The following is a 20372-nucleotide window of genomic DNA, read 5'->3' on the forward strand; positions in this document are numbered from 1 at the left end:
TTCCTCACTCGGGTGCCGGTGTTCGGGTGGCCTGCGCGATCGCGACGAACGCCGAGGCCGCCGGTGATCCCGGCCCGGACCGCTGCACGAGACCGACGGGACGGGTCAGCTTCGGCGTCATCGACCGGATCGAGACCCCGCGCAACTGTTCCTCGGCGACGAGGCGGGGGAGGACGGTGGCCCCCGCGCCGCGCATCACCAGCTCCCACGTGGCGCCCGGGTGCGTGCAGTCGATGACGACGTTCGCGGGCTCGCCGACGAGCTCGGTGATCAGCGCCGCGTCGCTCTTGTCCCCGAGATCCTGAACGAGCGGAATGTCGCGGACGGCCGAGCGGGGCACCGGATCGGGGAGGGTCGCGGCGAGTGCATCGGGCAGGGCGAGTACCAGCTCCTGGTCGCCGATGGGGACCGAGCGCAGTGCGCTGTGGTCGACGGACAGGTCGATCACCCCGAGTTCGGCCTCGCCGCGGCGCAGGGCGCCGAGGACGCCGGTGGGGCCGTCGGCGTCGATGATGCGGACCGTCACGCGGGGGTACTGCTCACGGAACCGGCGTACCAGGCCGACGATCGGATCGATCGAGAACGCCGCGTAGGTGACGACGTCGACGCGGCCGGACACGAGTTCGCGCACAGCGGCGACCTTCGCCTTGGCCCGTTCGACGTCGGCGAGGATGCGGCGGGCGGCGACGTCGAGGGTGCGGCCGTCCTCGGTCAGCTCGAGACGCCGCCCGGTGCGGTCGAACAGGGTGACACCGAGGCGGCGTTCGAGTGTGCGGATTGCCTGCGAGAGCGACGGTTGCGAGATGTAGAGGGACTGCGCGGCCCTGGTGATCCCGCCGTGATCGACTACCGCGACGAAGTAGGTGACGAGATGCAGGTCCACGCGGTCATCGTACGGAAGCCGTGATGCGGGCTGTGCCGATCATGCGGCTAGCGGCCACGCCACACCGGCGGGCGCTTCTCCGCGAAGGCGCGTGCACCCTCCTGGGCGTCCTCGGAAGCGAACACCGGATCGAGGAAGCGGCGTTGCCCGATGAACGCGTCGGGGTCGGTGTAGTTGGCGGACATCGCGACGACCTGCTTGGTGGCGCGCACGGCGAGGGGACCGTTGGCGGCGACCCGTGCCGCCAGTTCGCGTGCGGTGTCGAGGGCCTGTCCGGGCTCGGTGAGCCGGTTGACGAGTCCGTGCGCGTGCGCCACCTCGGCGGTGAGGGGGTCGCCGGTGATCGCCATCTCCATCGCGATCGGATACGGCAGCACCTTCGGCAGTCGCAGCAGGCCGCCGCCGGCGGCGGCGAGCCCCCGCTTGACCTCGGGGATGCCGAACTTGGCGTCGCGGGCGGCGACGATCAGATCGGCCGACAGTGCCAATTCGCAGCCGCCGGCCAGCGCCCAGCCCTCGACCGCGGCGATCAGCGGCTTCGTCGGCGGGGCCTCCGTGATTCCGCCGAAGCCGCGTCCGGGCAGCGACGGCCGCTCCCCGCGGGTGAACGCCTTCAGATCCATGCCCGCGCAGAACGTTCCCCCGGCGCCGGTGAGGATCGCGATCGTCAGGTCGGGCCGCGCCTCGAACTCGTCGATCGCGGCGGCAAGCGCCTTGGCGACCTCGAGGTCGACGGCGTTCTTCGCCTCCGGCCGGTTCAGGGTGATGACGGCGACGCCGTCGGAGAATTCGGTGAGAACCACGCTCATGGGGTGTCTTCCTTACGGTGTCGGGGTCCAGCGTTCGGGGTGCCCGCCGTGTGAGCGGATGCTCCCGCGGTCGGCCAGAACGAGCAGGTGGGCATGGGTTTCGCGGACCGCGAGGCGGAGCAGGCGGTCGGACATGGATTCGAACGGCCGCGACCACGAGATGTGCTGCGAGATCTCCCACGCCGTCGATTCGGGGCGCACCCCCAGGGCGTCGACGATCTCCGCGAGGCGTTCCTCGTGATGACCCATCAGCTGCCGGGCGCGGTCGGCGATGCCCCGGAAGCGGTACTCGTGGGCCGGCAGCACCTCGCCGTCGGGCATGGAGGTGGTGGCGTGCAGCGACAGCAGGTAGCGGTGCAGCGGGTTCTCCAGCTCGCCGGGGACCGTGGAGATGTTGGGACTGATGCGGGGCAGCATGTGGTCGCCGCTGAACATCAGCCCGTGGGTGTCGTCGACGAAGGTCAGATGACCGGGAGTGTGCCCCGGGGTCCAGACCGCCCGCAGATCCCAGCCCGGAAGGTCCAGGGGAGTGCCGTCATCGAGCACGACGTCCATGGATTCGCCCGCTCCCAGGCGAACGAGGTCGACGCGGGCGGCCGCGAGGATGTCGGTGGGGGCCCCGAGTTGGGCGAGCTGGGTGTTCCACAGCTGTTCGTCGGCGGTGGCGTCCTCCGGCGAATGGTGGCCGAGGAGTGCGGCATCCGCGCCGTGCATCGCGAGCGCGGCCCCACTGACCTCCCGCAGCCGCGGCGCGAGACCGAAGTGGTCGGGATGCAGGTGGGTGACGGCGGCGTACCGGACGTCGGTGACGTGGTGCCCGGTCTCGGTGATGCCGTCGACGAGGGCCCGCCACGACTCCTCGGAATCCCAGCCGACGTCGATCAGGGCGAGGCCGTCGGGCAGCGCGAGCGCGTAGATCAGAACGTAGCGCAACGGGTTTCGCGGCATCGGCACCGGGATCGACCACAATCCGGGTCGTACCTGCTCGACCGGTGGCAGGACGCCGCGGGCCCACGCCTCGCGCTGGACGGTACCGACGTCTTCGGTGACGATCACGACGGCACCTCCGTGGCGCGGAGCCCTTCGCGCAGGGTGCGTTTGAGGATCTTGCCGCTCGCTCCGCGCGGAAGTTCGGCGACGTAGACGATCTCCCGCGGCTTCTTGTACGACGCGAGCCGGGCGGCGGTGAACGCGATCAGGTCCTGCTCGTCCGGTCGGTTCGACGGATCGACGAGCCGGACGACCGCCGTCACGGACTCACCCCACGTCCGGTGCGGCACGCCGACCACCGCCACCTCGGCGACCGCCGGATGCTCGGCGAGCACCGATTCGACCTCGATCGGGTACACGTTCTCGCCTCCCGTGATGATCATGTCCTTCACCCGGTCGGTGACGAACAGATAGCCCTCCTCGTCGATGTGCCCGGCGTCGCCGGTGCGCAGAAAACCGTCGTCGGTGAGCAGTTGCGCGGTCTCGTCGGGCCGCCGCCAGTAACCCGTGACGTTGTTGCGTGAGCGGCACACGATCTCCCCGGACTCGCCCACCGGAAGCCGGGCGCCGGTCACCACGTCCCGGATCTCGACCTCGACACCGGGCATGGGTTTGCCGGCGGAACGCAGCAGGTGCGCGCGGTGCCCGGACGGGTCGTGGTCCTCGACGGCGAGGGCGGTGACCGAGCCCGTCGTCTCGGTCATGCCGTAGCGCTGCACGAATCCACAGCCGAGGCGATCGATCGCGCGCCGGAGCAGAGTGGTGGTGATCGGCGCCGAACCGTAGGCAACCAGTTCGAGGCTCGACACGTCGTAGCGGTCGAGGTCGGGCACGTCGAGGAGCATCTGAATGGTCGACGGAACCAGGAAGGCGTGGGTGATCCGATGCCGTTCGACGAGTTCGGCGACCTGTCGGGCGTCGAACGCGCCGAGCAGCACCACGTGGACGCCGGCCGACAGGCACGTGCTCAACCAGCCGGCACCCGCGATGTGGAACAGCGGCATGGCGTCGAGTGCCACCGAGCCGGGCTTCCAGCGATAGATCAGCAGGCCCTGCGGCTCGTTGTGCAGGTTGCGATGCGTCGCGACGACGCCCTTCGGGAAGCCCGTGGTGCCCGATGTGTAGAGCTGCAGCACCTCGGCGTCGGGGTCGTCCCCGAGACCCGGATCGGTGGCGGTGCCGGACGTGACCAGCCGGTCCCACGTCCAGGTGCCGGGCCGAAGAACGTCGCCGTCGGCGGCGTCGACGACCACCACGACCACACTCGGGAGCGCGTCGCGGACGGCGTCCGCGGCGGCGGCGAATTCGGATTCGACGATCAGTACCTGGAGCTGGGCATCGACCGCGATCGCGGCGGCCTCGGCGGGCGGGAGTCGCCAGTTGAGCGGGACGAACACCAGCCCCGACTTGGCGGCGGCCACGAACGTCTCGACCCCCTCGGTGCGCATCCGCAGCAGTGCCCCGACCCGGCCGCCGCCGGATGTCAACGCCGACAGCGCGGTTGCGATCCGATTGGTCCGCCAGTCGAGCTCCGCATACGTCAGCGTGGTGTCACCACACGTCACGGCCGGTGCTCCGGGCCGTTCTGCGGCATGGCGCCGCACGCGCTGGGGAAGATGCAGACCGCTCACATCACGCTCCTCGATGACTCGTCGACGCCGCCGGGGAACCGGGTGACGCGTGCTGCCAGTCGACCACCCGTGTGAGGCCGGAAACAAAGTCACAGAGCCGAACGGACAGTGAGGAATCGCCTATGGATGCCCGGCCGAGCGGCCTCGCGGCGTTTGTAGACTGGCGTGATGGCCGCCACCCCCGCCCTGAACCCCGAGGATGTTCAGCGTGCTGCGGCGGCACTGCACACCCCCGACATCGGCGGGTGGGCCAACCGGTTCGAACTGCTGTCCGACGGCAACCGCCTCCGACTGCTGTTGTGTCTGCACCACGCCCCCGACATCTGCGTCGGCGACCTGGCGGCGGCACTCGACATGACCGGCACCGCCGTCTCGCACGCGCTGCGACTGCTCCGCAACCAGGGGTGGGTGTCGGCGACGCGGGACGGTCGATCGATGCGGTACCGGCTCACCGACGACACCGTGCACGAACTGCTGCACACGATCGGGGCCACGCACTATCACAATCACCCGGGTGCCGAAGAGGAAAGGTGAATCCCGACATGGAGAACGACCCCGGACTGCTGCCGCTCGACGGCATCACCGTCGTGGCACTCGAGCAGGCCGTGGCCGCTCCGCTCGCCACCCGCCATCTCGCGGACATGGGCGCGCGGGTCATCAAGATCGAGCGCGTCGGTGAGGGAGACTTCGCCCGCAACTACGACGACGCGGTGTTCGGGCAGGCCTCGCATTTCGTGTGGCTGAATCGGTCGAAGGAGTCGCTCGGCGTCGACCTGAAGTCCGAGGTGGGTCGGGACACCGTCGCGAAGCTGATCGCGAAGGCCGACGTCTTCGTCCAGAATCTCGCCCCCGACGCCGCCGACCGTCTGGGGTTCGGCGCCGACGAGTTGCGCGCCGACCACGAGGAACTGATCGTCGTGAACATGTCGGGCTACGGATCGGCGGGGCCGCGGCGCGAACGCAAGGCCTACGACATGCTGGTCCAGGCCGAAACGGGGATGATCTCGGTGACCGGCACCCCCGACACCGCAACCAAGACGGGTGTTCCGGTCTCCGACATCGCGGCGGGAATGTACGCGATGACGTCAGTCCTCGGAGCCCTGTTCCGGCGGTCACGAACCGGGGTGGGGGCGCGGATCGACGTGTCGATGTTCGACGCGACCGCCGAGTGGCTGGGCCACCCGATGTACATGAAGATGTACGCCGACAAGCAGATCCCGCGCGTCGGGCTCGGTCATGCGGCGATCGTCCCGTACGACTCGTACCCCACCCTCGACGGGCAGATCCTCATCGGTGTCCAGAACGACCGCGGGTGGCGGCAACTGGTGACCGACGTGTTCAAACGCCCCGAACTCGCCGACCACCCCCGGTTCGCGACCAACATGCTGCGCGTGCAGCACCGCGCCGAGGTGGACGCCCTCGTCGCCGAGGAGACTCAACGCTTCACGAGCGCGGCTCTCGACCAGGCGCTCGCGGACTCCGGGATCCCGGCGGCGGAGCTCAACGACATGGGCGGGTTGATCGAGCATCCGCAGCTGGATCAGCGCGACCGCTGGCGTGACATCGGCACCGAGGCCGGGCCGATCAGGGCGATGCTGCCCCCGATGACGTTCTCCGACGTGGAGATGCGGATGGGCGACGTGCCCGCGCTCGGCGCGCACACCGATCGGATCCTCGGTGAACTGGGCTGGTCGGCGCAAGATATCGCGACGATGCGCGACCAGGGCGTCGTCGGCTGACGACGCGCCGCAGCCCCGGCCCGAGTGAGGCCGGGGCTGCAGCTCGCTCTTCGCTCAGGGTGTGGCGAAGAACTGCTCTACGGCCGGCTGTGCGTTGGGATTACCCACACCGATGCCGATGACGGCGCCGGCGATGGTGCCGACCACTGCGCCGACGATGCAGCCGGCAATGAAGTTGGGGAAGATCGACACGCACCCGATGGCCATGCCCACGTTGGAACCGATCGCCATGCCCTGCAGGCCCGCGTTGTTCCAGCCGGTATTGATCTCGTTGGTCATCTTGTCGAAGGCGTCCTGCTTCACTTCGTTCTCCGGGAAGAACTGTTCGGCCACCTGGCTGCTGCCGCCGTCGGCTGCCGGGGTCATCAGCGGCTGCGACCAGTCGATTCCCTGAGGTGCGGGATCGGCATACGCAGTGCCCGCCCCGACGGCCATCGCGGAGATGACGAATATGGACAATGCCAGAGTTTTCAAGAGTTTCATGGAAATTCCCACCATGTCGTAGGACGAACACGGTCCCCACCTGAGTGCACCGAACATCGTTGTGCGTGGACCATATTCGCTGGAAAACCGGAACGGCTACATGCATATGTGGGTGCGCGGTGATGCTCCCCGTGTGCGAACTAACCCATAGCCCTCCCGAAATCGTCTTCGGAGTCGGACGGAAAGCCCCGCTACGGGGTTCCGAGGAATTCGTAAACCGCTGGTGGCGCAGCGGGGTTCGCGTTGCTGATACCCGTGACCGCGCCGATCGCTGCGCCCACCGCGGCACCGGGGAGGCACCCGCCGAGGATGAGGAAGACGCACCCGACGACGAATCCGATGCCTGCGCCGATCGCGGTCGCGGTCCCGCCGCCGTTGTCCCAGCCGATCTGCAGTTGCTCGACCATGTTGTTGTACGCCGAATCCCTGTCGACCGGGGTGAGGGCGAGGGTTCCCGCGACAGGGGTCGTCGTGGGTGTCAGGTTCAGGAACCGGCCGGCGTCGGTGATGACCGGATCGATCGCGAATTGCACACCGGCGATCGAATAGCGCAGGGGGATCATGCCCACCGGGGTGCCCGAATCGTTGACGATGTCGACGGCGGCGGCCGTCCGCGACAGGGTGAAGTGCCCGGCGTCGAGTGCCGTGCCGACCGATCGGCCGTCGGCGCTCAGGCTGGTGTGCGAGATGACGGCCTGGTCGGCGGGAGTGGGGGCGGCATACGCGGTACCCATTCCGACACACAGGGTGGCGATCAGCAGCGCTGCCGGTGCTGTCACTCTATGCAGTTTCATGGTGTTTCCCATGCGTAGTAGCGGATGACAAACGACAAATCTGGTTCGACCTGGCGCTTCACAGTTGCCCCGACCGGCGAAAGCGTCCGTAACCTGCCTACTGCAGACATCTTCCCCCTTCGGATGCCCCAGTTTTCGGCCTTTCCGCAAAATACGTGCGTATCGGGGTGTCGGTGCAGGGATTACACCGTGAGCCGGTAGAACCGGAAGAACGCGAAATCCTCGATCGGCAGGACGTCCATGGTGCCGAAACCTGCCGCCTCGGCGTAGCCGCGCAATGTGCTCGGGCGCATGACCGTTCCGGTGCCCGCGCTGGGTGTGTGGTTCATGCCGTCGGGAAGACACACGGTGAGGCTGAATCCGTACATCAGACGCTCGATGTCGCTTCCCGGGGCGGAGAACTCGTCGTCCACCGCCTCGTCCATCACGATCATCGCGCCACCGGGAACCAGTGCGTTGCGGACCGCGGACAGCACGTCGACGGGCGCGGGCATGTCGTGGATGCACTCGAACGCGAACGCGGCGGTGTAGCTGCTCTCGGGGATCCCGGCCGCATCCGATTCGGTGATCGTGATCCGATCGGCGACGTCCGGCCGCTCGCGCACATTGGACCTCGCGAGTTCGACGGTCGCGGTGTCGATGTCGTAGCCGTGGAGCCGGGCATCCGGGTAGGCGCGCGCGAGTGCGATCGTGGACCAGGCGCCGCCGCATCCGACGTCGGCGATGGTGGCACCGGGCGTCCGGAGCAATGCATCCACCTCGGGAACCGATGCCAGTGCACCGGGAAGAACCTGCTCGTACCACGGCCGATTCATGTCGGCCTGCGACTCACGGGCATCCGTGCCGTACTGCGCCCAACCCACACCGCCGCCCGTGCGGTACGCCTCCAGCAACGCGGGCATCTGCGTGGTCGCGGCGACGAAGATCCGCGCCAGCGGTGCAAGATAGTTGAGACTCTGCTCGTCGGTGAGTACTTCGGCGGCGCCGGCCGGAAGCGTGAACGTCCGTGGCTCCGAATCGTCGACCGTGAGAAGTCCCGACACGGCCTGCTGTTCGAGCCATTCCCGCGCGTACCGCGGGTGGGTGGCGGTGCGTTCCGCCAGTTGGTCCGCGGTCGCCGGACCGTCCGACGCGAGACTGCGGTACCAGCCGAGACGGTCGCCCAGATGGACGGCAAGGAGGTCGATCGCCCCGAGCGATGCGTCGAAAATGCGCTGGGACACGGCCCCGGCGTCGGCTTCGGGTATGGACATCGCTGACCTCCGGTGGGAGTGCGGGCGAAGCTTCGTCTCCCCATCGTGGGCTACCTGGTCGGCGGTGTCACGGATCGTTCGCCGGGCGAATGAGGGTCGGTCGCGGGAAGCCGGAAACCCCAGGGCAACTCGAGACGATGCTGGGCGAGCAGCGCGGGATCGCAGAGCAGTTCCAGGATCGGACCGTCGGCCACCAGGTGTCCCTCGTCGAGGATCACGGCGCGCGTGCACAACTGGGCGGCGTACGGCAGGTCGTGCGTGACGAGCAGCTGCGTGGTGTCGATACCCAGGAGGACGTCGGCCAGTTCGCGTCGGGCGACGGGGTCGAGATTGCTCGACGGCTCGTCCAGCACGAGCACGTCCGGGGCGCACGCGAGGACCGTCGCCAGCGCGACGCGGCGGCGCTGCCCCACGGAGAGGTGCGCGGGATTGCGGTCCGAATGTGCCGTCATGTCCACGGCCGTCAGCGCGTCGTGCACCCGCTCGTCGAGCGCGGTCCCGGTGACCCCGAAGTTGACCGGACCGAACGCGACGTCCTGCGCGACGGTCGGCATGAACAACTGGTCGTCGGGGTCCTGGAAGACGATGCCGACGCGGCGCCGGACCTCCCGCACCGTGTCCCGGGACGCCCCCCGCGACAGCTCCAGCCCGCCCACGGTGACACTGCCCTCGGTGGCCGTCAGAATGCCGTTGAGGTGCAACATCAGTGTGGTCTTCCCGGCCCCGTTCGGACCGAGGACGGCCACCCGCTCGCCGGGTTCCACCGTGAGGTCGATCCGGTGCAGCGCGGCCCTGCCGTCCGGATACGCGAACGAGACGCCCTCGAGATGCACGGCCGCGGTCATCGGAGCACCCACACGGTGACACAGATCCCCACCGCGCACACGGCGGGCACGAGCCCCGCCCGCCACATCGCAGCGGTCGCCGGGGGCGCGCCGATCGTGGGAACGGAACCCGTGAAACCCCGCGACAGCATGGCCAGGTGGACGCGCTCGCCGCGCTCGTAGGACCGCACGAACAAGCCGCCGACGCCCCGGGCGGTGGCACCGATCTGCCGGAACGTCCGGGGGTCGTCGCCGCGGGAGAGCCGGGCGGTGCGCATCCGCTCGACCTCGGCGGTCAGCAGGTCGAGGTAGCGCAGCATCAGCACCACGATCGTGGTGAGCATCGCGGGCACGCGCAGCCGCGCCAGACCCAACGGCAGGTCCCGGGCCGGCGTCGTCGCGGCGAGTGTCAGCGAGACAAGGACGCCGAGCGTGCCCTTCACGAGAATGCCCCAGGCGGCGTAGAGGCCCGCGACGGACAGCGACAGTCCGAGGACGGTGACGCGTGCACCGCCCTCGGCGAACGGCAGGAGGAGCGCGAGCGTCACGAATGGCAACTCGATCAGCATCCGCGGTCCGATCCACGTGAGCGCAATGCCGGCGATCCGCCAGATCACGATCAGGATCGCGAGATACCCGGCGAACGCCCAGAACGCCTCGCGTGGCGTCGCGACCACCGCGAAAACGAAGACGACGGCGCAGACGATCCCGACCTCGGCCGGCAGTCGGTGCACGGGGGACGTGCCGTCGAGGTAGAGCGGATGGGCGTGGCCGGCTCCCACGGTCAGGGGCTCGTTCGGTTGCGCCGCACGCGGGCGAGCAGCCAGAACAGGCCACCCGCGACGACGAACGTGGCGGTCGCGCCGATCACGCCCGCGACCCCGGTGAGATGCGACCGGCCGCCCACCGTGTAGTCGGCGAGCGGCGAGTCCGACAACGGGTGGGCGGACGCGTTCTGGGCGATGCAGTCACCCTCGAGCGTCTCCCCGGTATCGGTTTCCACGGTTTCGCACCCGCGAGTGGTCGCGGAATCCAGACCGTCAGGACTCGAGCTGGCGAGGTACGAGACCGCGCCGGCGACGAGCAACGCCACCAGCGCGAAGCCGATGAGGAATCGGCGCAGCGAGACCGGCGACGACGTGCTCATGCCCGCACCTCGACTCGGCGGGGCGCCGTCCGCAGCAGGTACACGAGGTCGGGGCGCGCCTTCGCCACGGCCGTCGCCGTGACGGCGGTGATGAGGCCTTCGCCGATGCCGATCAGCACGTGCGCCCCGAGCATGTACACCGCCACCGCGCCCAGCGACGTCGAATCTCCGGACGTCGCATGACCGCCGATCGCGTATTCGAGGACGAAGCCCATCGACGCCGCCACCGTTCCGCACAGTGCCGCGGCGAAGGCGAGCGCACCGAGGATGCGGAAGCGCAGTCGCTGCTGTCGCACCACGAGTGGACGCAGGGCCACCGCGACGCCGTAGCCGACGACCACCCCGATGATCGCCATGTTGGTGATGTTCGCTCCGAGCGCCGTCAGCCCACCGTCGGCGAACAGCAGCGCCTGCACGATCAGCACGATCGAAACGCAGAGCATGCCGGTGTAGGGGCCGACGAGGATGGCGGCGAGCGCGCCGCCGAGGAGGTGCCCGCTCACACCGGGAAGGATCGGGAAGTTGACCATCTGGACCGCGAAGATGAAGGCCGCCACGAGACCGGCCATCGGGGCGGTGCGTTCGTCGAGTTCGGAGCGCGCGCGCCACGCGGCGATCGACAGTCCCGCCACCGCGACGACGACGAACAGCAGGGAGGTCGGCGCATTGATCAGGCCGTCGCTCATGTGCATTGCCACGGGTTCCACGGCGTCTCCTCCGGCCGGCAGCTGATCCTTCGAAGTCTAGTTTCTCGTATGAACACTTGAACAGGTGTTCATGGGTGCCGGTGAGCGCGTGTGTGGTCTCCGCGGATCCCGGGTCAGTGCCAGGTGTGGTCGACGAGCGCCGTCCGGGGCCCGAACTTGGGTTTGACGGCCTGTCCGCTCACCTCCAGCAGGCGTACCGCGCGATAGCGGTGCGGCTGCAGCGGAGCCAGGTACTCCACCATCTCGGCGTCGTCGAGGGGCTTGCCGAGCAGCGACCACCCCACCACCGCGGCGAGGTGATAATCGCCGACCGACAGGGCGTCGGGATCGCCGAGCGCACGCTGCGACACCTCGGCCGCCGTCCAGATCCCGACGCCGGGGACGGACATCAGCCGGCGATTCGCTTCCTTGCGGGGGAGGTCGACGATCTTCTCGAGCCGGTCGGCGACCTGCGCGCAGCGGACGATCGTCCGGGACCGGCTGGGGTCGACGTTGGCCCGGTGGAATTCCCACGACGGAACCCGCCGCCACACGTCCGCGGTCGGCGGTAGTCGCATCCCGTCGGGGGCGGGACCGGGCGCGGGTTCGCCGAACTTCCACACGAGCCGCCGCCACGACGCGAACGCGGCGAGGCCGTGCACACGCTGCTCGAGGATGGCGGGAACGAGGGCCTCCATCACCCGGTCGGTGCGGCCGAGGCGCAGGTGCGGGAATCGGCGGTGGGCCTCGACGAGGATCGGATGGTCGGGGGCGAAGTCCGCGCAGTCGTCGTGGTCGCCGACGAGGCGGCCCAGGCCCTCGGACAACTCGTGGGCGCCCGCACCCCACGCCTGACAGCGCACCGAGTGGCGGTCGATCTGGGTGAGGCGATACGTGACCGGCCCCGACTTCTGCACCGACGTCCGCCAGATCGAGCCGTCGGCCGTCCGGCGGTGGCAGGGGTCGCCCTTGCCGCGTTGCAGCGGCTGCAACGACATGGCGACGTCCAGGGGACGCCGCGCGGTCACGGTGGTCTCGACCACCTCCAGCGAAACCGTCATCGAATGCAGCGTATCCACTCCGAAGGCGACCGCTACCGGCGGATGTCGGAGCGCGCACGTAAAGTCCCAGCCATGATCATCGTGAGTACCGACGGATCCTGTCTCCGCAACCCCGGTGGGGCGATCGGCTGGGCATGGGTCAATCACGAGGGTCCCAGCCAATCGGGTGGCGAACCCTCCGGGACCAATCAGATCGCCGAGCTGCGGGCCTTGCTCGAAGCGATCACCGCGCATCCCGGGGAAGATCCGCTGCTGATCGAGTCCGATTCCCAGTACGCCATCAAGTGCGCGTCGGAGTGGCTGCCCGGTTGGAAGCGCAAAGGCTGGAAGACGGCGGGTGGCGCCCCCGTCAAGAACCTCGCACTGGTGCAGTCCATCGACCGGGCCATCAGCGAACGGCCCGGGCCCGTGCGTTTCCGCTGGGTTCGCGGCCACGTCGGCAATCACTACAACGAGATGGCCGACGTTCTCGCGGGCGAGGCGGCCCGCGCCGTCGCGTCCGGTGCGCTCGCGCCGGCGCCGGTCTCTGCCCCTGCCCCCGCGCCTGCACCGGCAGTCGTCGCGCCGTCCACCCCCGAGGCCGAGGACGCGTTCACGCTGTTCTGAGTCGGCCCCGTTCTGATCTGCCGGGGTCTGCGTCCGGCACTGCGTCGAGGAGAAGACTGTTGTCCGAGGATCTGCGAGTGCAGGAGTTCTGGCGTGCGCTGGGGCTGCCCGGCATCATCGACGTTCACACCCACTTCATGCCTGCGAACGTGATGGAGAAGGTGTGGGGTTACTTCGACGCAGTCGGTCCCCTCACCGGACGTGAGTGGCCCATCCACTACCGGCACGAAGAGGACGTCCGCGTCGAACACCTCCGTGGGTTCGGTGTCAGGCGGTTCACGTCGATGATCTACCCGCACAAGCCGGAGATGGCCGCGTGGCTGAACCAGTGGTCGGTCGAGTTCGCCCAACAGACCCCCGACTGTCTGCGGACCTCGACGTTCTACCCGGAGGAGTCCGCGGCCACGTATGTCGCCGAGGCGGTCGAGTCGGGGACGCGCGTCTTCAAGTCCCACATCCAGGTGGGCGATTACTCGCCGAACGATCCGCTCCTCGACCCCGTGTGGGGTGTGCTGCAGGAGTCGGGTGTCCCGGTGGTCATCCATTGCGGGTCGGGGCCGGCGCCCGGCACCTACACGGGCCCCGGCCCGATCGCCGAGTTGCTGTCGCGGTACCCGAGGCTGCACCTGATCATCGCCCACATGGGTCTGCCGGAGTACCGGGAATTCCTGGACTTGGCCGACCAGTACGGCAACGTGTATCTCGACACGACGATGACGTTCACGGACTACACCGAAGCGGCCACACCGTTTCCGCGCGATCAGGTGCACCGGCTGGCGGATCTGCAGGAACGCATCGTGTTCGGCAGCGACTTCCCCAACATCCCGTATCCCTACCTCGACGCACTCGAGGGACTCACCCGATTCGACCTGGGCGAGCCGTGGCTGCGAGCGGTGTGCCACGACAACGCGGCCCGGCTCTTCGCGATCGTCTGACGACGGGGTGCGGTGCCGCGTCGATCCGGTTCCGTGTCACCGTCATTCACACTCCGACCAGTCAGCACTGCTCTCGCCCGGGCGCAGGGTGCCGAACGGCCACTCGAATCCCTCGAGGTCGAGGACCCGGCACCGGTAGTTGCCCCATGGGGTGTTCGCGGGTTCCCAGACCGAGGTGGCGCCGGCCTCGATCGCCGTGGCGTAGAGCTCGTCGACTTCGCTGTCGCTGCCGACGCTGAGATACGTACCGTGCCCGACGGTCTCGCCGCGGAGCGCAGGCCGGTCGTAGTTGCCGTCGTCGCTGAAGACCATGATGGCGGCGTCGCCTCGTCGCAATTCGGAATGCATGATCCCGCCGTTGTCGTCCGGGAATTCGAGGGTGGTCTCGAAACCGAACGCGCGCTCCAGCCAGCGCAGAGCTGCCGGGGCGTCACGGTAGGCGAAGTACGAGTGCAGGGCGGCCGGGCGGTTCTCGGTGGTGGTCATGGGGCGACGATACGAACGATCGAGGTCAGCCACGGTCCGCAATATCCGTAGCCCCGGAATGTCGACGCGGGCGCGGACCCCGCTGACCGAGCTGCCCTGCGCTAGAAAGGATTCCACCAGTTGATGAACGCGATATAGAGATTGGTCGGGAAGAAGAACTCCCAGTCCAATCCCATGTACGGCAGGTCGGGCAATATGCCGATCATGATCCCGTCCCATTGTTCGTCAGGGCGGCCAACAGGTGCAGCAGGTTGGCAATCAGCGGCGGGAAGATGTCGATGTCCACCCAGTTCATGAGACTCTCCTCGGGTCGTCCCGACCTGCCTGGCGTATCGCCTGCGGCGTGACCTGCGTTACCACGTCCAAGCTGCGGGAGCGGAGCGCAGTGAGGACTACCGCAGGCAGGAGAGTGCCCTCGGCAGGATTCGAACCTGCGACCTACCCTTTAGGAGAGGGTTGCTCTATCCCCTGAGCTACGAAGGCGCGGTGCACGCGCGGGGCGCACACCGAGGTGAGTGTAGCGGGAATGGTGGTGCGCTCGCGATGGGGAGGGCATGGTTGTCGCAGATGTTCTGGAAGTGACGACGGAACGGGAGACGCACATGTCCGAGATCGACTTGACCGACCTCGCTGCGCGGCACGACGGTTCGCTGAACTTGCACGGTTATCTGGCGAGGCCGTCCGGTGAGGGTCCGTGGCCGGGTGTAGTGATGGTGCACGAGGCGTTCGGCTTGGACGACGTGATGCGCCGGCAGGCGGACAGGCTGGCGGCGGCGGGGTTTCTGACGGTTGCGCCGGATCTGTTCAGTGCGGGTGGTGCGCGACGCTGTCTGGTGTCGACGATGCGGGCGATGCTCTCGGGGAAGGGCCGGGCGTACGGCGACATCGAGGCTGCCCGTCAGTGGTTGTCCGGCTCGTCGGACTGCACGGGGAAGATCGGTGTCATCGGATTCTGCATGGGCGGCGGGTTCGCCCTGATGTCCCTGCGCACGGGGTTCGATGCGGCGGCCCCGAACTACGGGGTCCTGCCGCGCGACCTCGACGCGGCCGTGGCGGGTGCGTGCCCGGTGGTCGCCAGTTACGGCGGCAAGGACTTCGCTCTGCGGAATGCGGCGGCCAAGTTGGAGGCGGCGCTGACGAAGGCCGGCGTGGCTCACGATGTGAAGGAGTACCCCACTGCCGGTCATACGTTCCTGAACGATGAACTGGCCGGACCGAAGGTGCTGCGTCCCCTGGCGAAGGTCACGGGGATGGTGCCCGACCCGGAAGCCGCCGCCGACGCGTGGAAGAGGATCGACGGTTTCTTCGGGGAGCACTTGAGTTGATCAGTGGATGTACTGGCGGGCGCTCGACGTGGCGTGCCGGTAGTCGAGTCCGCATGCCCGGACGACCTGCCCGAGACTGAGGTAGCCCTCGACGCTGGTGGCCTTCGCGAATTTGCCGTCGGCCCGCACCGTGACCGTGACGCTGGACGCGACCGAATCGACCCGTGCGAGTTCGTACTCGTCGACGCCGTCGGCGGCCTGAGCCACGCAGGTGACTGCGCCCTGGGCGTACGCGATCTCGATCAGGTCCTCGATCATGTGCAGGCTCCTCGCCTCGAAGTAACGAACTGAGGTTAGCCTTAGCTACTCGGCCTCTGTCAAGTCCCTCGATGCGGAATGCCGTCCTCGACCGTGGTGCGCGAACGGTCCCGGCGTAACGTGACCCACGCTTTCGGACGGTGACAGCAAGGACTGAGAAGGGTTGCAGGTGTTCCATGGCTGACCGCACTTCCTCGACGGGCTCGATCGGATCGGAACCGGGTGATGGCTCAGGGACGGGACCGGCCGGTGAGCCGCATCTCTCCAGGCAGCTCGCCAACCGGCACATCCAGCTGATCGCGATCGGCGGAGCAATCGGCACGGGTCTCTTCATGGGATCCGGGAAGACGATCTCGCTGGCCGGACCGTCGGTGATCTTCGTCTACATGATCATCGGCTTCATGCTGTTCTTCGTGATGCGGGCGATGGGCGAGCTGCTGCTCTCCAACCTGCATTACAAGTCGTTCTCCGACTTCACCGCCGACCTGCTCGGCCCCTGGGCCGGGTTCTTCACCGGGTGGACGTACTGGTTCTGCTGGATCGTCACCGGCATCGCCGACATCGTCGCGATCTCCGGTTACGTGCAGTACTGGTGGCCCGACCTCCAGTTGTGGATCCCGGCGCTGGTCGCCATCGCGGCGCTGCTGCTGCTGAACCTGCCGACCGTGCGGGCGTTCGGTGAGACCGAGTTCTGGTTCGCGCTGATCAAGATCATCGCCATCGTCAGCCTCATCGTCGTCGGACTCGTGATGGTGTTCACGCACTTCACGTCGCCCAACGGTTCGGAGGCCGGCTTCGACAACCTGTGGAACGACGGCGGCATGTTCCCGACCGGGGCGATGGGCTTCGTGGCCGGATTCCAGATCGCGGTCTTTGCGTTCGTCGGTATCGAGCTCGTCGGCACCACCGCGGCCGAGGCGAAGGACCCGGAGAAGAACCTGCCGAAGGCCATCAACTCCATCCCCATCCGCATCCTGCTGTTCTACGTGGTCTCGCTGATCGTGATCATCTCGGTCACGCCATGGCGTGAGGTCGTCCCCGGCGAGAGCCCGTTCACGGCGATGTTCACCCTCGCCGGTCTGGGGATCGCGGCCGGAGTCATCCAGTTCGTGGTGCTGACGTCCGCGGCGTCCTCGGCGAACTCGGGAATCTATTCGACGTCCCGGATGGTCTACGGCCTCGCGCAGGAGGGTGACGCGCCGGGCCGGCTCGGCAGGCTCTCCTCCCGCAAGGTCCCGGCCAATGCGCTGATGTTCTCGTGCGCCTTCCTGCTGTCGGCGATCGCGCTGCTGTTCTCCGGCGACTCCGTCATCGAGGCGTTCACGACTGTGACGACAATCTCATCGGTGCTGTTCATGTTCGTGTGGACGATGATCCTGGCCAGCTACATCGTGTACCGGAAGCGGCGGCCCGAACTGCACGAGGCGTCGAAGTTCAAGATGCCCGGCGGTGTGGTGATGTGCTGGGTCGTCCTGGCGTTCTTCGTGTTCCTCATCTGGGCGTTGACCCAGGAGGCGGACACCCTGGAGGCGCTCCTCGTCACCCCGGTATGGTTCGTCGTGCTCGGGATCGCGTGGGCGGTGATCCGCCGGCGCGCCCCGCACCGCGCCCGCTACGCCGCATTCAAGGCAGAACTCGAGGACCGCCGAACATAAACGTTCGGTAACGGTGGCGCGGACCTATATCGTTTTGTTACATTCGTCGCCAGACAGAGGAGCCCACCCCGGACGGGGAGAGCTGCAATCCGACGACTGACGAGGTATTTACTGTGGGTTCCCACCACCGGGCAAACGGGTCTTCCGTTCGCTTCGAGATCGATCCGGACGCGGCGCGCGGACGCCATCGCAACCAGCAGACCGGAGCGGGTGTGGGCATCAAGGCCGCGACTGTTGCGGCCGCCACCGGAGCCATCGTGGTCGGCGCAGCCCAGCTGGGCGCCGGAAACGCTGCTGCCGCCCCCGTCGACTCCCACGAGACGAGCGGCGCGCAGACGCTGCCGGGTGTGCCGTTCGAGATCCCGGCCGGTGTCCTTCCCGCCGGCTTCGAACTGCCCGCAGACCTCGGTGCCGCCGCCCAGAACCTCGGCGGCCCGGACCTCGGCGCTCAGGCGCAGCAGTGGCTGTCGTCCGTCAACCCGGTCAAGCCGCACGCGGTTCAGCCGGTGTCGGGCAAGCTGACCTCCAACTTCGGTTCCCGCTGGGGAGCACACCACGGCGGCATCGACATCGCGGCGCCCATCGGCACCTCGGTGCTCGCGGCGGCCGACGGTCAGGTCATCGACGCCGGCGCGGCGTCCGGTTTCGGACTGTGGGTGCGTCTGCTGCACGACGACGGCACCGTCACCGTCTACGGACACGTCAACGACTACACCGTGAGCGTGGGGCAGCGCGTCACCGCCGGGCAGGAGATCGCCCACGTCGGTAACCGCGGTCAGTCCACCGGACCGCACCTGCACTTCGAGGTACACGACGCGAGCGGTAACAAGGTCGATCCGGGGCGCTGGCTGCAGGACCGCGGCGTGGCCGTCACCTGGGGCGACGCAGGCGCCAACGCGTAAGGGCCTATTCCGGCTCGAGGTCGTCGTCGTTGCGGAACACGAGTGGTCCGCTGTCGAGGGCGATCGCCCAGCGGCGTGAGACGGCCCAGTCGCGGCCGTACGAATCGTTGCTGATGTCCTGGACGCCGGCGAAATCGTCGACGATGACGCCGGCCTCCAGGGGCCACTTCTTCTCGGCCAGTTCGTGATCGGCCGAATGCCGCGTTTTCACGCGCGTGCCCACGGAGAACTCTGGTTTCTTCTTGGAGTCGGTATCAGGCGTCATCTCAAGTCCTTCCGCTCACCAGCGTCTGGTTCGAGGTTAGCCCGCCATCCCGCCTTCGCGCGGGATGAACGGATATGCTCCCCCGTGAGCGCAGTTCGACGCGCAGTTGGGGAGTGGTATGGGTCGCGAAGTGACGTCTCGGACATTCACCCGAGAAGACCGGCGCCTGTTCCGGCAGAAGGTGCTCATGTGCGTCGACGCGCTCGAGAGGATGCTGCGGGAGGGAGCGTTCGTCGACGAGGTCGACCCGCCGAGGCCCATGCTGGGCATGGAGATCGAGTTCAATCTCGTCCATGCCGACATGACGCCGGCGATGTCCAATCTCGCAGTCCTCGAGTCGATCGACGACGACGCCGTGTTCCAGACCGAACTCGGTCAGTTCAACGTCGAGATGAACGTCCGGCCGGGTCCCCTGATCGGTGAGGGGACGTTCGAGCTCGAACGCACCCTGCGGGCATCGCTGCACGTCGCCGACGCGCGGATCCACGGGCACGACGCCCAGCTGGTGATGGTGGGAATGCTCCCGACATTGCAACTCGAGCACCTCGGCCGCGAGTGGATCACCGCGAATCCCCGCTACGAGCAGCTCAACGATCAGATCTTCGCCGCGCGCGGGGAGGACATCGAACTCGACCTCGAGGGTGTGCCGCTCGAGGGCCGGCTCGCCGAACAGCTGAAGGTGGACGCCAATTCGGTGCTCCCGGAAGCCGCGTGCACGTCGCTGCAGCTGCACCTGCGCGTCGCGCCGGACGAATTCGCCGCGCACTGGAACGCCGCGCAGTGCCTGGCCGGTGCCCAGGTGGCCCTCGCCGCGAATGCACCGTTCATGGCAGGCAAGGCGCTGTGGCACGAATCGCGCATCCCGATCTTCGAGCAGGCCACCGACACGCGGCCGCTGGAGCTGAAGAACCAGGGCGTGCGGCCGCGTGTGTGGTTCGGCGAACGATGGATCACGTCGGTCTTCGACCTGTTCGAGGAGAACTCCCGATACTTCCCGGCGCTGCTGCCGGAGGTCTCCGACGTCGACCCGTCGGCCGAACTCGACGCGGGCCGGGTACCGGACCTCAGCGAACTGCAGATGCACAACGGCACCATCTACCGATGGAACCGCCCGGTGTACGACAGCGACGACGGCAAGCCGCACCTGCGGATCGAGAACCGGGTGCTGCCCGCGGGCCCGACGGTGCTCGACACGATGGCGAACGCCGCGTTCTACTACGGCGCGCTGCGCGGGCTCGTCGAATCGGACCGGCCCGTCTGGTCGCAGATGTCGTTCAACGCGGCCGAGGAGAACCTGCACGCGGGCGCGAAGTACGGTATGGACGCCGAGTTGTACTGGCCCGGTGTGGGGTTCGCGGGCGCCGACGAGCTCGTCCTGCGGCGGCTGCTGCCGATCGCCGACGAGGGGCTCGCCGCGTTCGGGCTGTCCGCGAAGGCCCGCGATCGCTACCTCAGCGTCATCGAGGGCCGGTGCGTCACCCGGCAGACGGGGGCGTCGTGGCAGCGTGCGCAGGTGGTCCGGCACGAGAACGCCGGTCTGAGCCGCCCGGAAGCCCTGGCCGCCATGTTGCGTCAGTACGTGGAGAACATGCGTGAGGGCAGCCCCGTCCACACCTGGCCGGTGTGAACGAAGCCGCCGT

The 20372-nt window shown here is 68.1% G+C and carries 23 protein-coding genes and 1 tRNA gene; 8 read left to right on the top strand and 16 right to left on the bottom strand.

Translation table 11 applies throughout. The annotated features are described in order from the left end of the window. Nucleotides 1-4: 4 nt before the first annotated feature. Genes QM841_RS39800 through QM841_RS39815 form a run of 4 tightly spaced genes read right to left on the bottom strand, consistent with a single transcriptional unit; the run spans nucleotide 5 to nucleotide 4313 of the window. Nucleotides 5-883, bottom strand: coding sequence for a LysR family transcriptional regulator (locus QM841_RS39800; RefSeq protein ID WP_283336300.1), 879 nt, complete (start codon nucleotides 881-883; stop codon nucleotides 5-7). A 47-nt stretch (nucleotides 884-930) separates the two neighbouring features. Then, nucleotides 931-1692 (bottom strand): crotonase/enoyl-CoA hydratase family protein, encoded by a 762-nt coding sequence (locus tag QM841_RS39805; RefSeq protein ID WP_280780378.1) that lies wholly within the window; start codon nucleotides 1690-1692, stop codon nucleotides 931-933. Between the two features lie 12 nt (nucleotides 1693-1704). After that, nucleotides 1705-2748: an MBL fold metallo-hydrolase gene (locus QM841_RS39810; RefSeq protein ID WP_283336301.1), complete on the bottom strand. Its 1044-nt coding sequence runs from the start codon at nucleotides 2746-2748 to the stop codon at nucleotides 1705-1707. After that, a complete protein-coding gene (locus QM841_RS39815; protein ID WP_283336302.1) occupies nucleotides 2745-4313 on the bottom strand; it encodes a long-chain-fatty-acid--CoA ligase in 1569 nt (522 codons plus the stop codon). The genes QM841_RS39810 and QM841_RS39815 overlap by 4 nt, the downstream gene beginning before the upstream one ends. Nucleotides 4314-4481: 168 nt before the next feature. Between QM841_RS39815 and QM841_RS39820 the strand changes: the two genes are divergently transcribed. Further along, on the top strand, nucleotides 4482-4847 hold the full coding sequence (locus QM841_RS39820) for an ArsR/SmtB family transcription factor (protein ID WP_283336303.1): 366 nt from the start codon (nucleotides 4482-4484) through the stop codon (nucleotides 4845-4847). Between the two features lie 8 nt (nucleotides 4848-4855). Next, nucleotides 4856-6052 (top strand): CaiB/BaiF CoA transferase family protein, encoded by a 1197-nt coding sequence (locus QM841_RS39825; protein WP_283336304.1) that lies wholly within the window; start codon nucleotides 4856-4858, stop codon nucleotides 6050-6052. Between the two features lie 54 nt (nucleotides 6053-6106). Here QM841_RS39825 and QM841_RS39830 read toward each other — a convergent pair whose 3' ends face one another. From QM841_RS39830 to QM841_RS39865, 8 genes are all read right to left on the bottom strand, one after another. Then, nucleotides 6107-6535, bottom strand: coding sequence for a hypothetical protein (locus QM841_RS39830; RefSeq protein ID WP_037231028.1), 429 nt, complete (start codon nucleotides 6533-6535; stop codon nucleotides 6107-6109). 191 nt (nucleotides 6536-6726) lie between these two features. After that, nucleotides 6727-7329 (bottom strand): DUF8020 domain-containing protein, encoded by a 603-nt coding sequence (locus QM841_RS39835; protein WP_317568287.1) that lies wholly within the window; start codon nucleotides 7327-7329, stop codon nucleotides 6727-6729. A gap of 182 nt (nucleotides 7330-7511) precedes the next feature. Continuing rightward, nucleotides 7512-8582 carry a class I SAM-dependent methyltransferase gene (locus QM841_RS39840; RefSeq protein ID WP_283336306.1) on the bottom strand — a complete coding sequence of 357 codons (1071 nt, stop codon included), beginning with the start codon at nucleotides 8580-8582 and terminating at the stop codon, nucleotides 7512-7514. Between the two features lie 50 nt (nucleotides 8583-8632). Continuing rightward, nucleotides 8633-9427, bottom strand: a complete 795-nt coding sequence (locus QM841_RS39845) for an energy-coupling factor ABC transporter ATP-binding protein (protein WP_283336307.1) — start codon at nucleotides 9425-9427, stop codon at nucleotides 8633-8635. Then, nucleotides 9424-10188 (bottom strand): cobalt ECF transporter T component CbiQ, encoded by a 765-nt coding sequence (gene cbiQ / locus QM841_RS39850; protein WP_105415374.1) that lies wholly within the window; start codon nucleotides 10186-10188, stop codon nucleotides 9424-9426. The genes QM841_RS39845 and cbiQ overlap by 4 nt, the downstream gene beginning before the upstream one ends. A 2-nt stretch (nucleotides 10189-10190) precedes the next feature. Further along, nucleotides 10191-10553 carry a PDGLE domain-containing protein gene (locus QM841_RS39855; protein WP_105415372.1) on the bottom strand — a complete coding sequence of 121 codons (363 nt, stop codon included), beginning with the start codon at nucleotides 10551-10553 and terminating at the stop codon, nucleotides 10191-10193. Beyond that, on the bottom strand, nucleotides 10550-11245 hold the full coding sequence (locus tag QM841_RS39860) for an energy-coupling factor ABC transporter permease (RefSeq protein WP_283336350.1): 696 nt from the start codon (nucleotides 11243-11245) through the stop codon (nucleotides 10550-10552). Before QM841_RS39860 ends, QM841_RS39855 begins: the two co-directional genes overlap by 4 nt. A 128-nt stretch (nucleotides 11246-11373) precedes the next feature. Next, nucleotides 11374-12300: a DNA-3-methyladenine glycosylase family protein gene (locus tag QM841_RS39865; protein WP_283336308.1), complete on the bottom strand. Its 927-nt coding sequence runs from the start codon at nucleotides 12298-12300 to the stop codon at nucleotides 11374-11376. A gap of 72 nt (nucleotides 12301-12372) precedes the next feature. Here QM841_RS39865 and QM841_RS39870 point away from each other — a divergent pair, with 72 nt between their 5' ends. Continuing rightward, nucleotides 12373-12906 carry a ribonuclease H family protein gene (locus QM841_RS39870; protein WP_283336309.1) on the top strand — a complete coding sequence of 178 codons (534 nt, stop codon included), beginning with the start codon at nucleotides 12373-12375 and terminating at the stop codon, nucleotides 12904-12906. Between the two features lie 59 nt (nucleotides 12907-12965). Further along, nucleotides 12966-13841: an amidohydrolase family protein gene (locus QM841_RS39875; protein ID WP_283336311.1), complete on the top strand. Its 876-nt coding sequence runs from the start codon at nucleotides 12966-12968 to the stop codon at nucleotides 13839-13841. A 42-nt stretch (nucleotides 13842-13883) separates the two neighbouring features. Here QM841_RS39875 and QM841_RS39880 read toward each other — a convergent pair whose 3' ends face one another. Continuing rightward, nucleotides 13884-14327, bottom strand: coding sequence for a VOC family protein (locus QM841_RS39880; RefSeq protein ID WP_283336313.1), 444 nt, complete (start codon nucleotides 14325-14327; stop codon nucleotides 13884-13886). A 410-nt stretch (nucleotides 14328-14737) separates the two neighbouring features. Continuing rightward, nucleotides 14738-14810, bottom strand: a tRNA-Arg gene (locus tag QM841_RS39885). Nucleotides 14811-14881: 71 nt separating this feature from the next. Between QM841_RS39885 and QM841_RS39890 the strand changes: the two genes are divergently transcribed. After that, nucleotides 14882-15652, top strand: a complete 771-nt coding sequence (locus QM841_RS39890) for a dienelactone hydrolase family protein (protein WP_283336315.1) — start codon at nucleotides 14882-14884, stop codon at nucleotides 15650-15652. Here QM841_RS39890 and QM841_RS39895 read toward each other — a convergent pair whose 3' ends face one another. Beyond that, a complete protein-coding gene (locus QM841_RS39895; protein WP_105415257.1) occupies nucleotides 15653-15910 on the bottom strand; it encodes a hypothetical protein in 258 nt (85 codons plus the stop codon). Nucleotides 15911-16086: 176 nt separating this feature from the next. On the opposite strand from QM841_RS39895, the gene cycA reads away from it, so the two are divergent. After that, nucleotides 16087-17565: a D-serine/D-alanine/glycine transporter gene (gene cycA / locus QM841_RS39900; RefSeq protein WP_283336318.1), complete on the top strand. Its 1479-nt coding sequence runs from the start codon at nucleotides 16087-16089 to the stop codon at nucleotides 17563-17565. Nucleotides 17566-17678: 113 nt separating this feature from the next. Next, a complete protein-coding gene (locus QM841_RS39905; protein ID WP_283336319.1) occupies nucleotides 17679-18467 on the top strand; it encodes a M23 family metallopeptidase in 789 nt (262 codons plus the stop codon). Nucleotides 18468-18471: 4 nt separating this feature from the next. Here QM841_RS39905 and QM841_RS39910 read toward each other — a convergent pair whose 3' ends face one another. Further along, nucleotides 18472-18732 carry a hypothetical protein gene (locus tag QM841_RS39910; protein WP_005251602.1) on the bottom strand — a complete coding sequence of 87 codons (261 nt, stop codon included), beginning with the start codon at nucleotides 18730-18732 and terminating at the stop codon, nucleotides 18472-18474. 118 nt (nucleotides 18733-18850) lie between these two features. Between QM841_RS39910 and QM841_RS39915 the strand changes: the two genes are divergently transcribed. Next, the gene (locus QM841_RS39915) at nucleotides 18851-20359 is read left to right on the top strand and encodes a glutamate-cysteine ligase family protein (protein WP_005254223.1); all 1509 of its coding nucleotides are present in this window, start codon (nucleotides 18851-18853) and stop codon (nucleotides 20357-20359) included. Nucleotides 20360-20372: the final 13 nt, after the last annotated feature.

Origin of the sequence: Rhodococcus sp. IEGM 1307, from assembly GCF_030056915.1 — a bacterium.
Lineage (GTDB): Bacteria > Actinomycetota > Actinomycetes > Mycobacteriales > Mycobacteriaceae > Rhodococcus_F > Rhodococcus_F opacus_D.